At 65.2% G+C, this 13719-nt stretch carries 13 protein-coding genes; 9 read left to right on the forward strand and 4 right to left on the reverse strand.

Going from position 1 to position 13719, the window contains the following annotated elements:
• Positions 1-26: 26 nt before the first annotated feature.
• From JOE41_RS13260 to JOE41_RS13280, 5 genes are all read left to right on the forward strand, one after another.
• The gene (locus JOE41_RS13260) at positions 27-1313 is read left to right on the forward strand and encodes an ABC transporter substrate-binding protein (protein ID WP_011690284.1); all 1287 of its coding nucleotides are present in this window, start codon (positions 27-29) and stop codon (positions 1311-1313) included.
• 6 nt (positions 1314-1319) lie between these two features.
• The gene (locus JOE41_RS13265) at positions 1320-2357 is read left to right on the forward strand and encodes a carbohydrate ABC transporter permease (protein ID WP_011690285.1); all 1038 of its coding nucleotides are present in this window, start codon (positions 1320-1322) and stop codon (positions 2355-2357) included.
• Positions 2354-3250: a carbohydrate ABC transporter permease gene (locus JOE41_RS13270; protein WP_011690286.1), complete on the forward strand. Its 897-nt coding sequence runs from the start codon at positions 2354-2356 to the stop codon at positions 3248-3250. The genes JOE41_RS13265 and JOE41_RS13270 overlap by 4 nt, the downstream gene beginning before the upstream one ends.
• 11 nt (positions 3251-3261) lie before the next feature.
• Positions 3262-3516, forward strand: coding sequence for a hypothetical protein (locus tag JOE41_RS13275; protein WP_052309746.1), 255 nt, complete (start codon positions 3262-3264; stop codon positions 3514-3516).
• A 100-nt stretch (positions 3517-3616) separates the two neighbouring features.
• Entirely contained in the window at positions 3617-4681 is a 1065-nt protein-coding gene (locus JOE41_RS13280; protein WP_011690288.1) for a LacI family DNA-binding transcriptional regulator, read from the forward strand.
• A gap of 7 nt (positions 4682-4688) precedes the next feature.
• On the opposite strand, the gene JOE41_RS13285 is transcribed toward JOE41_RS13280, so the two are convergent.
• Both JOE41_RS13285 and JOE41_RS13290 read right to left on the reverse strand, forming a co-directional pair.
• The gene (locus JOE41_RS13285; protein ID WP_011690289.1) at positions 4689-5642 is read right to left on the reverse strand and encodes a hypothetical protein; all 954 of its coding nucleotides are present in this window, start codon (positions 5640-5642) and stop codon (positions 4689-4691) included.
• 10 nt (positions 5643-5652) lie between these two features.
• Positions 5653-6459: an exodeoxyribonuclease III gene (locus JOE41_RS13290; protein WP_043429281.1), complete on the reverse strand. Its 807-nt coding sequence runs from the start codon at positions 6457-6459 to the stop codon at positions 5653-5655.
• A gap of 312 nt (positions 6460-6771) precedes the next feature.
• Here JOE41_RS13290 and JOE41_RS13295 point away from each other — a divergent pair, with 312 nt between their 5' ends.
• From JOE41_RS13295 to JOE41_RS13310, 4 genes are read left to right on the forward strand one after another with little or no spacing between them, the layout of a single operon-like run.
• Positions 6772-8271, forward strand: coding sequence for a CoA-acylating methylmalonate-semialdehyde dehydrogenase (locus JOE41_RS13295; protein ID WP_209752616.1), 1500 nt, complete (start codon positions 6772-6774; stop codon positions 8269-8271).
• A complete protein-coding gene (locus JOE41_RS13300; RefSeq protein WP_209752617.1) occupies positions 8271-9383 on the forward strand; it encodes an enoyl-CoA hydratase/isomerase family protein in 1113 nt (370 codons plus the stop codon). The genes JOE41_RS13295 and JOE41_RS13300 overlap by 1 nt, the downstream gene beginning before the upstream one ends.
• Positions 9376-10317: a 3-hydroxyisobutyrate dehydrogenase gene (mmsB, locus tag JOE41_RS13305; protein ID WP_209752618.1), complete on the forward strand. Its 942-nt coding sequence runs from the start codon at positions 9376-9378 to the stop codon at positions 10315-10317. The genes JOE41_RS13300 and mmsB overlap by 8 nt, the downstream gene beginning before the upstream one ends.
• 35 nt (positions 10318-10352) lie before the next feature.
• The gene (locus JOE41_RS13310; RefSeq protein ID WP_011690294.1) at positions 10353-11132 is read left to right on the forward strand and encodes an enoyl-CoA hydratase; all 780 of its coding nucleotides are present in this window, start codon (positions 10353-10355) and stop codon (positions 11130-11132) included.
• Here the strand turns inward: JOE41_RS13310 and JOE41_RS13315 are convergent.
• Both JOE41_RS13315 and JOE41_RS13320 read right to left on the reverse strand, forming a co-directional pair.
• Positions 11119-12120: a PfkB family carbohydrate kinase gene (locus tag JOE41_RS13315; RefSeq protein WP_209752619.1), complete on the reverse strand. Its 1002-nt coding sequence runs from the start codon at positions 12118-12120 to the stop codon at positions 11119-11121. The two genes, JOE41_RS13310 and JOE41_RS13315, sit on opposite strands and share 14 nt — an antisense overlap.
• Positions 12117-13610 carry a glycoside hydrolase family 32 protein gene (locus JOE41_RS13320; protein WP_209752620.1) on the reverse strand — a complete coding sequence of 498 codons (1494 nt, stop codon included), beginning with the start codon at positions 13608-13610 and terminating at the stop codon, positions 12117-12119. Before JOE41_RS13320 ends, JOE41_RS13315 begins: the two co-directional genes overlap by 4 nt.
• Positions 13611-13719 lie beyond the last annotated feature (109 nt).

Raw genomic sequence — 13719 nt, forward strand, 5'->3', positions numbered from 1 at the left:
CGACACTCAGCGAGGAGTCTCTCCATATGAAATCCCCTAACTTCCTTTTGCCGGCAGCTACTGCCGGCGTTTTGGCGTTAACACTTTCCGCCTGTGGTGGCGGAGGCGGCACTACGGGCGGGGGTGGCGGCGGCGACGCTGAACAAGGCCTCGACGGCCGTGGCCCCATCACCTACGTCCAGGGCAAGGACAACAGCAACGTCGTCCGTCCCCTCATTGAAAAATGGAACGCCGCACACCCGAACGAGAAGGTCACGTTCAAGGAACAGACTGACTCCGCCGACCAGCAGCACGACGACCTGGTCCAGAATTACCAGGCAAAGAACCCCAACTATGACGTTGCCAGCGTCGATGTTGTCTGGACGGCTGAGTTTGCCGCCAAGGGCTGGCTCCAGCCGCTGAAGGACAAGATGGCGGTTGACACCAAGGGCATGCTGGAACCCACCATTGAGGCCGGCTCGTACAAGGGCACCCTCTACGCAGCACCGGTGTCTTCCGATGGCGGCATCCTCTACTACCGCAAGGACCTCGTCCCCACTCCGCCCAAGACCTGGGACGAGATGATGCAGATGTGCTCCATCGCCAAGGCCAACAACATCGGCTGCTACGCGGGCCAGTTCAAGAAGTACGAAGGCCTCACCGTGAACGCTTCCGAGGCGATCAACTCCTTCGGCGGTTCCGTGCTGGACAAGGACGGCAAGCCGAGCCTGAACACTCCGGAAGCCAAGGTCGGCCTCGAGAACCTGGCGAAGGCTTACGCGGACGGCAACATCCCGAAGGAAGCCATCACCTACCAGGAAGAGGAAGGACGCCAGGCGTTCCAGGACGGGAAACTCCTCTTCCACCGCAACTGGCCGTACGTGTACAACCTGGCCACCACTGAAGCATCATCCAAGGTCAAGGATGTCCTGGGCATGACCGCCCTCCCCGGTAAGGACGGCCCCGGCGCCTCCTCGCTGGGCGGTCACAGCGCGGCCGTGAGCGTGTACTCCAAGAACAAGGCCACTGCCCTGGACTTCGTGAAGTTCCTGACGGACGCAGAGCAGCAGAAGTTCTTCGCCACCAAGGGTTCGCTGGCCCCCGTGCTCGGTGACCTCTACGAGGACAAAGAGCTCGTGGCCAAGCTGCCTTACCTGCCGGTCCTGAAGACGTCCATCGAAAACGCGGTACCGCGCCCTGTGACGCCGTTCTACCCTGCAGTGACCAAAGCCATCCAGGAAAACGCCTACCCTGCCATCAAGGGGGAGAAGTCCGTGGAATCCGCTCTGTCGGACATGCAAAAGTCCATCGAATCAGCTAGCGCGGGACAGTAGCCCCTCATGGCTACCGAATTGGGCCCGACGCCGGTAAAAAAGCCGGCGTCGGGCAGTCCCGAGATCCACCACGCACCCAAGGGGGTGGGGGAGGACAACCGGATCGCCAGCCAGGGCAGGTGGGCATCGTGGCTGTTGGCCCCCACGATCATCGCGCTGGCGGTTGTGATCGTTTACCCGATCATCAGCGCACTCGTTATGTCCTTCCAAAAGGACGCCGGCCTGGATCCCGTCACCGGGCTTTTCACGGCGGGCGGCCCGGCAGGCGTCCAGAACTACGTGAACTGGCTTGCCCAGCAGTGCTCCGCTCCCGGCGGCGGCACCGTGGCCTGCCCTCCCGGTACACTGGGCGCCCAGTTCTGGTCCGCGACGGCCACCACGTTCTTCTTCACCGTGGTGACCGTGACCCTGGAAACCGTCCTCGGTTTCTGGATGGCCCTCATCATGGCCAGGACCTTCCGGGGACGCAGCCTGGTCCGCGCAGCAGTCCTGGTCCCGTGGGCCATTCCCACCGCCGTGACTGCCAAGCTGTGGCTGTTCATCTTCGCTTTTGAGGGCATCGCGAACAAGCTGTTCAATACCACCATCCTGTGGACCGGCAGCGAGTGGCCGGCCAAGTGGGCAGTTATCATCGCCGACGTTTGGAAGACCACGCCGTTCATGGCCCTCCTCATCCTCGCCGGCCTCCAGATGATCCCCGCAGAGGTCTATGAGGCCGCCAAGGTTGACGGTGCCAGCACCTGGCAGCGGTTCCGCCTAATCACCCTGCCGCTGGTCAAGCCGGCGCTGATGGTGGCAGTCCTGTTCCGTACCCTGGACGCACTTCGCATGTTCGACCTGCCATACATCCTGACGGGCGGGGCCAACAACACCACCACGCTGTCCATCCTGGTGATCAACCAGATCAGGCAAGGCTTCAACGCGGCGGCAGCATTGTCCACCATTACGTTCATCATCATCTTCATCGTCGCGTTCATCTTTGTACGCTTCCTGGGTGCGAACGTCGTGGAACAAAGCGGAACCACCGGTAAGGGGAAGAAATGAGCGCCGGAACAGCCGCGACTGCCCTGCGGGCAAAGCAGGACAAGGGCAGGAAGACAGCGCAGAACCGGGAAAAGGTTGCACAGGGGCGCACATACATCAGCGCCGCGGTGATCCTCATCTGGTGCCTGGCGCCGGCATATTGGATGGTGGTGACGGCGTTCCGCGATGTGGACTTCACCTACGACACCTCGATACTGCCGACGCACATTACGCTGGACAACTTCAACACCGCCTTCGACACCTCCTTTGGCAACAGGTTCGGGGATGCACTGCGCAACAGCGTGTTCATCGGCGTCGTCGTCACGGTGGTGTCGTTGCTGATCGGTGTCTTCGCGGCCTACGCCCTGGCACGGCTGAACTTCCGCTTCAAGTACCTGGTGCTGGGCTTCATCCTGGGCGCATCCATGTTCCCGGGCGTCGCCCTCATCACCCCGCTGTTCCAGCTCTTTACCAACATCGGCTGGATGGGCACGTACCAGGCGCTGATCATCCCGAACATCTCCTTCGTGCTCCCTCTGACCGTGTATACGATGACCTCCTTCTTCCGTGAAATGCCGTGGGAGCTTGAGGAATCGGCGCGGGTGGACGGCTGCACCCAGGGGCAGGCATTCCGAAAGGTAATCCTGCCGCTGGCGGCACCGGCCATCTTCACCACGGCCATCCTGGCGTTCATCTCCTCCTGGAATGAATTCCTGATTGCAAGCCAGCTGTCCAGCGACGCGACGCAGCCGGTAACGGTTGCCATCGCAAGCTTCGCTGGCGCACAACCGAACCAGATTCCGTACACGGCCATCATGGCCGCCGGAACCATCGTCACCATTCCTTTGGTGATCCTGGTCCTGGTCTTCCAGCGCAAGATTGTTGCCGGCCTTACCGCCGGTGCCGTCAAGTGACAGGTTCGGCTGTGGACGGGAAACAGAACCACGGACGGGTCCGCAGTGAACATCGGCGGGCCCGGTCCGGGGAGGACTTCGACATCATCATCGGATTCCTCGGGTTCTGGGCTGTTGTGCTGGTGGTGGTCACCGTCTGGATGGAGGTGACCGCCCAGCCTGCGGTCGGATGGGCGCTGGGACTGCTGGGCGTGCTTCTTGCCCTCTACGGCATGGTGCGGCTCCGCCGGCGCCTGCCCGCAAGGACCGCGACGCGTAAGAAATAGGAGCTGATCCAGAGCTCAAGGCTGGGCGGATTAGACTGGCTTGTTGCCGCAGGGGAAGCACAGGTAGCAAGAATCTGCGAACAGCAAGCAAGGGGAAACTGTGGCACGCACAACAGACAGGGCTCAACGGGGCGGCCATTCGGGCGTCAGCATTGAGGACGTCGCCGCCGCAGCCGGGGTTTCCACTGCCACAGTCTCCCGCGCAGTCCGCGGCCTGCCAAGGGTTTCGCCGGCCACCCGGGAAAAAATTCTCGAGGTGGCCGGCGCCTTGGGCTATGTGGCATCTTCATCCGCCTCGGGCCTGGCCACGGGACGGACCAAAACCATCGGAGTGCTGGCACCGTTCGTCAGCCGATGGTTCTTCTCCAAGGCCATCGAGGGTGCGGACCGTGAACTGCATGCGCGCCAGTACAACCTGTCGCTATTCAACCTGGGCGGCCACGGCAGCAACCGCGAGCGGCTCTTCAGCAAGACCATGGTCTACAAGCAGATCGATGCCCTCCTGGTGCTGTGTATGGCTCTGACCCACGAGGAAATAGAGCATCTGCAAAAGATCGACATCCCCCTGGTGGTGGTGGGCGGCCACGTGGAAGAGTGCCCCTACATCGGCATCGATGACTACGCTGCGGCGTCCACCGCCGTCCGTCACCTCATCAGCCTCGGCCACAAGGACATCGCCCTTCTCCATGGCGACGACGAAACCGACCTCAACTTCGATGTTCCCCGCGTCCGCATCAAGGCGTTCCAGGACGTCATGGCAGGATCCGGGCTGCCTGTCCGTCCTGAGTGGGACGAGTGGGGCGACTTCACTGTCCGGAGCGGGCAGGATGCCTTCACCCGGATGTGGGCCCGGCCCGGTCCGAAACCCACTGCGATCTTCTGCGCGTCGGACGAGATGGCCATGGGCGTCATTTTTGAAGCCAGCAAAATGGGCGTCCGCGTGCCGGAAGACCTTTCCGTCATCGGGATCGACGACCACGACTTCTCGGATGCCATGGGGCTGACCACGGTGCGTCAGCGGCCTGACGAGCAGGCTGAACTCGGCACCAAGATGCTGTTGGACGAACTGGACGGCGCGGTCGGTGCGGTCCACTCAGAAGTTGCGCCCCACCAGCTGATCGTCAGGAGGACGACGGCGCCGCCCCCGTCCCACGGGCAGGCCTAGTTCCGTCTTAGGATGCGCGGGCGAGCTGCCTGATGGGAATCCAGCGCGAGGCGAGCCGGCGGTAGGCCGCGGCAGCCCCGGTCATGTCTCCTTCGGCCAGGCATTCGATGCCGAGCCGCACGTCCATGGGTGAATCGTCCGGATACACCTTGTCCGCGACGGCGCCGTAATCCAACTCCACGACCGACCCGGGGTGGAAGAGCTCCAGCCACTCGGTGAGCTGGGTCATGTCGTCCAGCATGTCCAGGTCCGGGGCGGCCAGGGCCAGGTTGGCCACGGCATAGCGGACGCGCTCCAGGGCTTCGCCGATCGGTGCCCACACGCGGACCGTGATGATCCGACCGCCGGACTCCACCACGTCCTGGGGGTCGGACTCCTTGAACAGCGAGAACCAGCTGAACGGGATGCCCCAGGTGGAAGCACGCGTGTGGACACGGCTGGTTCCTTCGCGGGCCTTCACCAGGTCGATCCGTTCCTGGTGCTTGTCCCGCTGTTCCTCCGGAATCAGCAGCTGCGCGAGCGGACCGTGGATGCCCTCCATCAGTGCGTTGGCGGCCAGGCCAGCGCGCAGCACCAGCTGGCTGGGGCAGTACAACAACGCCTGGTCCGCGCTGTCGGCGCCGTCTACGGCGTCACCCGGCCCCCCGGCGTCGGACGTTCCGGACTCATCGGGGCCGACGGCCGGCTTCTGCGTGCGCGGCTGCTCCGGTTCCGGGGGAGCCGGAATGACCCGGACCAGGTCGGTGCGCCCGGTGGGGAAGGGGTCGCCGCCGGGCCGCGTGATCCGGCCGAGGGACGCCTGCAACTCGGCGTTCTCCACGGCTGCCCGCGACGCCGACCTGGCACCTGCAGCCCGAAGTGCAGCGCGTTGCTCTTCGGGAAACGCGGACAGCGGCTCGTAGATCCGCAGTGCGGAAGAGAAAGGCAGGCCCGCCTGGCCCCGGTAGATGTTGCCCGTCATAGCGGCCCCATCAGTCGGCCAGCTCCACGATGACCGGCGCATGGTCCGAGGCGCCCTTGCCCTTCCGTTCCTCGCGGTCGATTGACGCGCCCGTCACGCGGGCGGCGAGGGCGGGGGAAGCGAGGACGAAGTCGATCCGCATGCCTTCCTTCTTCGGGAAGCGGAGCTGCGTGTAGTCCCAGTAGGTGTAGACACCGGGGCCCGGGGTGTGCGGGCGGACCACGTCCTGGAATCCAGCGTCCTCGAAGGCGCGGAAGGCGGCGCGCTCGGGTTCGCTGACGTGGGTCATTGCGTTGGCGCGGAAGAAGTCGATGTCCCAGACGTCGTCGTCCTGCGGGGCGATGTTCCAGTCGCCCATCAACGCGATCTGCGCCTCGGGATTTTCAGTGACCCAGGCCTGGGCGTGGGTCTTCAGCATGTCCAGCCAGCTGAGCTTGTAGGGCATATGTTCGTCGTCGAGGGCGCGGCCGTTGGGAACGTAGAGGCTCCACACCCGGACCCCGCCGCACGTGGCACCGATGGCACGGGCCTCCTGGATGGCGTCCTTGCCGTTCTTGCCGAACACCGGCTGGTCCACGAAGGAGCGCTCCACATCTTCAAGGCCAACGCGGGAGACGATGGCCACGCCGTTCCATTGGCTCACGCCGAAGTGGGCCACTTCGTAGCCCATGCGCTCAAAGAGTTCCCAGGGGAAATTGTCGTCCTTGCACTTGGTTTCCTGGATGGCCAGGACGTCACAGTCGCTGCGCTCAAGCCAGGCTTCCACGCGGTCGGCTCGGGCACGGAGGGAGTTCACATTCCAGGTAGCAATCTTCACAGTTCCTAACTTACCGAACTTGGGCGCCGGGGATAGCGGACTGGCGGGAGTGCGGCGGCAGGCTCGCCCCGCAACCACCGTGGCTGCCGGCCAAAACGGGGCACATTGGCGCGGACACGCCGCTGGTTGGGGCTTCTCTGCGGCGAATACGCCTCAAAGTGCCCCACGACGGCGTCGGAGATAGCGGATGGGCAGGAGTACGACGACGGCGGCAGCCCCGTGCGGCCACGGCGGCGGTCTGGAATTTAGTAGGAAGTCCGAGTATATTCAGCAGCAGGATGATGTAGGTCACATGCAAAGGAGCATTCCGCCATGGTTCGCGAGCTTTCCCATTACATAGACGGGCAACGGGTCGACGGCACCTCCGGGCGCTTCGGCGACGTCTACGATCCCTGCACCGGCGAGGTGCAGGCCAGGCTGCCGCTGGCCAGCGCCGACGAAGTCCGCAATGCCATTGCCAGCGCGGAGAAGGCCCAGGTGGAGTGGGGTGCCATGAATCCCCAGCGTCGCGGCCGGATCCTGCTGAAGTTCGTGGACCTGGTGAACGAGCACCTGGACGAACTCGCCGCGCTGCTCTCCTCGGAACATGGCAAGACGCTTCCGGACGCCAAGGGGGACATCCAGCGCGGCATCGAGGTGGTGGAGTTCGCGGCCGGCGCCCCGCACCTGCTCAAAGGCGAATTCTCGGACAATGCCGGGACCGGAATCGACGTACATTCGCTGCGCCAGCCGCTGGGCGTGGTGGCCGGAATTACGCCGTTCAACTTCCCTGCCATGATTCCGCTGTGGAAGTCCGGACCTGCCCTTGCTGCTGGCAACGCCTTCATCCTCAAACCCTCGGAGCGTGACCCCTCCGTGCCGCTGCGCCTCGCGGAGCTCTTCACCGAAGCAGGCGTCCCGGACGGTGTGTTCAACGTGATCAACGGGGACAAGGAAGCAGTGGATGCGCTGCTCGAGGACGAGAGGGTCAAAGCGATCGGATTCGTGGGCTCCACGCCCATTGCCCAGTACATCTACGCCACCGCAGCCGCCCACGGAAAGCGCGCACAGTGCTTCGGCGGGGCCAAGAACCACATGGTGATCATGCCGGACGCGGACCTGGACATGGCCGTGGATGCGCTGATGGGTGCGGGTTACGGCTCCGCCGGCGAACGGTGCATGGCCATCTCCGTTGCGGTCCCGGTGGGCAAGGACACGGCCGACGCCCTGGTCTCCAAGCTGGAGGAACGGGTCAAGCACCTCAAGGTGGGGCACAGCCTGGACAAGGACTCGGACTTCGGCCCGGTAGTGGCGGCGTCCGCCAAGGAGCGCATCGAGGGTTACATCCAGTCCGGCGTGGACCAGGGCGCCACCCTCGTGGCGGACGGCCGCGGCCTCACCGTGGAAGGCTACGACGGCGGGTTCTGGGTTGGCCCCACGCTCTTCGACAACGTCACCAAGGACATGAAGATCTACAAGGAGGAAATCTTCGGCCCGGTGCTCAGCGTCCTCCGCGCGGCGGACTACGACGAAGCCCTCCGCCTCTGCAGCGAGCACGAGTTCGGCAACGGCGTGGCCATCTTCACCCGCGACGGCGACGCCGCCCGTGACTTCGCCAGCCGGGTGCAGGTGGGTATGGTGGGCATCAACGTGCCCATCCCGGTGCCCATTGCCTACTACACGTTTGGCGGCTGGAAGGCCTCCGGCTTCGGGGACCTGAACCAGCACGGGGCCGACGCGTTCCGTTTCTACACCAAGACCAAGACCGTGACCACCCGCTGGCCCTCCGGCATCCGCCAGGGCGCCAGCTACGTGATGCCGGAAGGCAGCTGATGAGCGCAGGACCTACCGCAGGTACGAACACAGACCGCCCCGATGAGACGCCCACTGAGGACATGCTGTTTGAGCGGCGCGGGCGCCTCGGCGTCATCACGCTGAACCGGCCCAGGGCAGTGAACGCGCTCACCGCCGGCATGGCCGCGGCCATGCTGGGGCAGCTCACCGCATGGGCGGACGACGACGGCGTGGCCACCGTTCTGGTGCACGGTGCCGGAGACCGGGGATTGTGCGCCGGGGGCGACATCGTGGCGATCTACGAGGACATGCTTGCGGGCGGAGAAGCCACCGCGGACTTCTGGCGCACCGAATACCGGCTGAATGCGCTGATCGCCGGCTATCCCAAACCATATGTGGCCTTCATGGACGGCCTGGTGCTCGGCGGCGGCGTGGGGATTTCGGCGCACGGTTCCGTGCGCATAGTCACCGAGCGCACCCGCACCGGCATGCCGGAGACCACCATCGGATTCGTGCCGGACGTCGGCGGCACCCTGCTGCTGTCCCGGTCGCCGGGCGAGACGGGCACCCATGCGGCCCTGACCGGCGCCCATCTGAGCGGCGCGGACGCCCTCTTCCTGGGCCTGGCGGACCACTTCGTGGCGTCCGGAAACCTCCCTGCGCTGGCAGCTGCGCTGGAAACTGAACCGGCGGAAGACGCCGTCGAACGCTTCGCGGAAAAGCCGCCCGTGTCGGTGCTGGCCGGACAGCAGGACTGGATCGACGCCTGTTACGCAAGCGACGACGCGGAGGACATCCTCCGCCGGCTCCGCACTTTCGACGGCGACGCTGCCGGTGAGGCGTCGGAGGCGGCCGCCACTATCGAGGCGAAGTCGCCCACGGCCGTGAAGGTGGCACTGGAATCGCTCCGCCGTGCACGAACGCTGACGCTGGAGGAGGCCCTCGCCCAGGAATACCGCGTTGGCCTGCGGTTCCTGGCAGGTGCGGATTTCCGCGAAGGCATCCGTGCACAGGTGGTGGACAAGGACCGGAACCCGCAGTGGAAGCCGGCCAGCCTGCATGAGGTTTCCACCGCCGACGTCGAGAGGTTCTTCGAGCCGCTGGGGGACCGGGAACTCAACCTGCAATCCAAGGAGGCCCGCAATGTCTGAAACACCGGAATCCGGAAAACCCGTGACAAAGGAACACGTCGCGTTCCTCGGGCTGGGGCACATGGGCGGGCCGATGGCCGTCAACCTGGTCAAGGCCGGGTACACGGTGGCGGGATTCGACGTGGTGCCCGCAGCGCTGGACGCGGCCCGCGAGCACGGCGTCCCCACGGTGGCGACGCCCGCCGATGCCGTTGCCGGAGCTGACGTGGTGCTCACCATGTTCCCCAGCGGACGGCACGTTTTGGACGCCTACCGCGGAACGGACGGCCAGCCGGGACTGCTGGAGGTGGCCGGGCCGGACACCATGTTCCTGGACTGCTCCACCATCAACGTGGACGAGGCCCGCGAAGCGTCCGCGCTCGCCGTGGCTGCCGGCCACCGGGCCGTGGACGCACCCGTCTCCGGCGGGGTGGTGGGGGCCGAAGCAGGCACCCTGACCTTCATGGTGGGCGCCCTGCCCGAGGACTTCGAATACGTCCGGCCGCTGCTGGAAGTCATGGGCAAGCGCGTGGTCCACTGCGGCGGCCACGGGGCGGGCCAGGCGGCCAAGGTCTGCAACAACCTGATCCTGGGCGTCTCCATGATCGCGGTGAGTGAGGCGTTCGTTCTGGGCGAGAAGCTGGGGCTGACCCACCAGGCGCTGTTCGATGTTGCGTCCGCGGCATCGGGGCAGTGCTGGGCGCTCACCACCAACTGCCCGGTTCCGGGGCCGGTGCCCACCAGTCCCGCCAACCGCGACTACCAGCCGGGCTTTGCCGGGGCGCTGATGGCCAAGGACCTCAAGCTGGCTCTCAACGCGCTGCAGAGCACCGGGGTGGCCGCGCGGATGGGGCCGCTGGCATCGGAGATCTACGATACGTTTGCGGCTGAGGGCGGCGCGGGCCGGGACTTCTCCGGCATCATCACGGACATCCGGGACAAGTCCGCGCACTAGGAAGTTTTGAAACAGAACCACGTGAGGAGTCAGGCATGACGGAAGAGTACGGGAACATTCTGGTGGAACAGCGCGGACGCGTGGGGCTGGTGACGCTCAACCGCCCGGAAGCACTGAACGCGCTGAACAAGGCCACCATGGACGAACTCGTTGCTGCGGTCACGGCCATGGACTCGGATCCCGGCGTGGGCGCCGTGGTGGTCACCGGCTCCGGCAAGGCGTTCGCCGCCGGTGCGGACATCAAGGAGATGGCTGCCCAGGGTTACATGGACATGTACGCTGCGGACTGGTTCCGCGGCTGGGAGGATTTCACCAGGCTCCGGATTCCGGTGGTGGCGGCTGTCTCGGGTTTTGCCCTGGGCGGCGGCTGCGAACTGGCCATGATGTGCGATTTCATCATCGCCGGGGACAACGCCAAGTTCGGCCAGCCCGAGATCAACCTGGGCGTCCTGCCGGGCATGGGCGGATCGCAGCGGCTCACCCGGGCCGTCGGCAAGGCCAAGGCCATGGACCTGATCCTCACCGGGCGGTTCATGGACGCGGAGGAGGCCGAGCGTGCCGGACTGGTGTCCCGGGTGGTGCCGGCCGCTGACGTGGTGGACGAGGCCGTGAAAGTGGCCGAGGTGATTGCGTCCAAGTCGAAGTCGGCGGCCATGGTGGCCAAGGAGTCCGTCAACGCCGCGTTTGAAACGGGACTTGCCCAGGGGGTGCTTTTCGAACGGCGCCTCTTCCACTCGCTGTTCGCCACCGATGACCAGAAGGAAGGCATGGCCGCCTTCACGGAGAAGCGACAGCCCGAGTTCAAGCACCGTTAGGGGCCCCGTCACCAGCCCCGAAAGGAAGCGCCATACCGGCTATGCCGGCACTGGAGGCATGTGCCGTCAGCGCAGCGTCCAGTTCCTCGGCTGTCGGCGGACTCGCACCCGCGCGGCCCACGGTGATGGCCGCAGCCATCGCCGCTGTATGGCCAATTGTTGTGAGCTGTGAGGGTGCCAGGCCGTCTGTCCCGCTGGTGAGCAGCCCGTAGATGAGTGCTGCCATGTACGAGTCGCCAGCGCCGATGGTGTCTTCCACCGCGCACTTGATGGCCGGGATAAACAGCTTGGCGGTTCGGGTCGCCAGCAGGGACCCGCCAGGGCCGAGGGTCATGGCGACCATTTCCGCTCCCAGCTTGAGAATCCGGGAGGCCACTTCATCGAAACTGCGCCCGGGGTAGAGCCACATGGCGTCCTCATTGCTGAGTTTGACCACGTTCGTCAATGGAACAAGATCTTCGAACATCGAGCGAGCCTCAGCCTGGGTGCCCAGGAGTTCCGGCCGGATGTTGGGGTCGTACGTGATCATGCATTCCGGCCGTGGCTGTTCCAGGAGTGCCCTAACCGCCGTTGCCCCCGGAGCCAGGAAGGTTGCAATGGAGCCCGTATGAATGATTCGGGGGATGACGATCGGCGCGGCTGTGGGAAGTTCCCAGCTGATGTCGAAGTCGTACCGGGCCGACCCTTCGGCGGTGAGAGTGGCAGTGGCTGTGGCGGTGCGCCCGGGATGCCGGGAGCCGGGCAGGACCCGGACACCGGCGCGGGCGAGGTGATTTTCAACCACGGAACCGCGCCGGTCCCCGCCAATGGACGTCAAGAGCGAGGTGTCCACGCCCAAGCACCCGAGGCCATAGGCGACGTTTGCCGGCGATCCGCCGGGATGTTCCGTCGTCCCGTTTGTTGTGGAGACGATGTCCACCAGGGACTCGCCGACCACCAGGACGTCAGGAGCTGATGCGGCGGGGTAATCGTCGGGATGCGCGGTCATGCCAAGTCCGTAAGCTGCAGGGAAGCTTCCGCCGTTCCCCCGGTGGAGAACACCGTAATGCCGGTGTGCACCGGATCCGGGAATATCAGCTCAGTAAGTGTCACTAGTCCGCCCTGGGCGAAGACTTCGACCGAGCAGTGGTCCACGAAGATCCGCAGGGAGTAGGTCCCAGCGTCTGCCTGCAGTGGTGCCGTGCTGATGGACGGGAAGGCCTCGTGGAAGCCGGTGTCGCCGGAGTTGGTTCGGTCCAGCATGAGTTGTCCGCTGCCGGGGCGGATGCTGATCCGGGTCCCCGATGAACCGCTCCCGGAGCCGCAGACCACCAAACCGAACTCGCTTGCTGTCCCCGGCGTAAAGGTGGCCTCGATCAGCTGTACTGCCTTGCCGCCGTCGACTGTTACTCCGCCGTTCAGGGACAGTCGCTGGGTAGGTCCGGAAACAGAACCCTCGGTGCATGCAGGCACGGGCTGCTGGACGAGCCGGGGTTCGCCGTCGATCGAGGCGAGGGCAACTTCGCGCACTAGGCTCATGGGGCTGCGCCAGGGTGAAGTGGGGATGTGGTTGGCATACTGCCAGTTGTTCATCCATCCGATCATGAGCCGCCGTCCGCCTGGGACATTGCTGAAGGACACAGCCGCGTAGTAGTCCCGGCCCCAATCGAGCCACTGGTAGTCAACCACGCGCTCCGGGTCCTGCATGCCGTCCGTGACGGTGGTCTCGGAGGTGAACGTCACGCCGTCGAAGTCGCCCACGAAGTACTGCCCTGCTGATCCTCCGTTGGGTCCGCCGGGGTTCATGTTCACGGTCAGGACCCACCTGGTGTTTCCTGCATCTCCGTCCACGGGCAGTTCAAAGAGGTCCGGGCACTCCCAGATGCCGCCGGTGCCGTTGGCCGGGCCGAAGGTGCTGAGGTATTCCCAGTTCTTAAGGTCGTCGGAGCGGTAGAGCAGCACCGCGTAGTCGTGGGCTTCGACAGCGGCCATCACCCAGTAGCTTCCGGCGGGGCCGTCGTAGCGGAAGACCTTGGGGTCGCGGAATTCCGGCGAGTTCCTGGTGAGGACCGGGTTGCCAGAGTACTTGGTCCAGGTGTATCCGCCGTCGGTGCTCCACGCGATGGACTGGGCCTGCATGCCCTCGTGTGCCGAACCGGCCTTGTAGGCGCTGGTGTAGACGGCAACCAGCGGGGTTGTTCCGGACAGGCCGAAGCCGGCGGTGTTGTCCTGGTCCACCACGATGCTGCCGGAGAAGATTTCCTCTGTTTCGTCGCACGGGATGGCCACCGGCTGTTCGTCCCAGTTCACCAGGTCCGTGGATGTGGCGTGGCCCCAGGACATGTTGCTGTGGACGTTCCCGAACGGGTTGTTCTGGTAGTACAGGTGGTAAATGCCGTCGTGGAAGACCAAACCGTTGGGGTCGTTGAGCCAGGTGTCCTTGCAGGCGTAGTGCATCGCCGGCCGGTAGGCCCCAAGGGTGGGCGTGGCGGTGTTCATGGGTCAGGGTCTCGTTTCGTGGGGTTGCCGCGGGAAGTGTGGGGCCCGGGCAGGCTGATGGAGCCGCCGGGCACGGAAGTCCGTGCCCGGCGGCTGGGATGCGGGAAGG

This window comes from Arthrobacter sp. PvP103 (assembly GCF_017833075.1).
Classification (GTDB): Bacteria; Actinomycetota; Actinomycetes; order Actinomycetales; family Micrococcaceae; genus Arthrobacter.

Bases quoted from the DNA above. Each gene is read 5' to 3' on its own strand.
- JOE41_RS13260 (WP_011690284.1), top strand. From the start codon at position 27: ATGAAATCCCCTAACTTCCTTTTGCCGGCAGCTACTGCCGGCGTTTTG.
- JOE41_RS13265 (WP_011690285.1), top strand. From the start codon at position 1,320: ATGGCTACCGAATTGGGCCCGACGCCGGTAAAAAAGCCGGCGTCGGGC.
- JOE41_RS13270 (WP_011690286.1), top strand. From the start codon at position 2,354: ATGAGCGCCGGAACAGCCGCGACTGCCCTGCGGGCAAAGCAGGACAAG.
- JOE41_RS13285 (WP_011690289.1), bottom strand. From the start codon at position 5,642: ATGACGGGCAACATCTACCGGGGCCAGGCGGGCCTGCCTTTCTCTTCC.
- JOE41_RS13295 (WP_209752616.1), top strand. From the start codon at position 6,772: ATGGTTCGCGAGCTTTCCCATTACATAGACGGGCAACGGGTCGACGGC.
- JOE41_RS13300 (WP_209752617.1), top strand. From the start codon at position 8,271: ATGAGCGCAGGACCTACCGCAGGTACGAACACAGACCGCCCCGATGAG.
- mmsB (WP_209752618.1), top strand. From the start codon at position 9,376: ATGTCTGAAACACCGGAATCCGGAAAACCCGTGACAAAGGAACACGTC.
- JOE41_RS13310 (WP_011690294.1), top strand. From the start codon at position 10,353: ATGACGGAAGAGTACGGGAACATTCTGGTGGAACAGCGCGGACGCGTG.
- JOE41_RS13315 (WP_209752619.1), bottom strand. From the start codon at position 12,120: ATGACCGCGCATCCCGACGATTACCCCGCCGCATCAGCTCCTGACGTC.
- JOE41_RS13320 (WP_209752620.1), bottom strand. From the start codon at position 13,610: ATGAACACCGCCACGCCCACCCTTGGGGCCTACCGGCCGGCGATGCAC.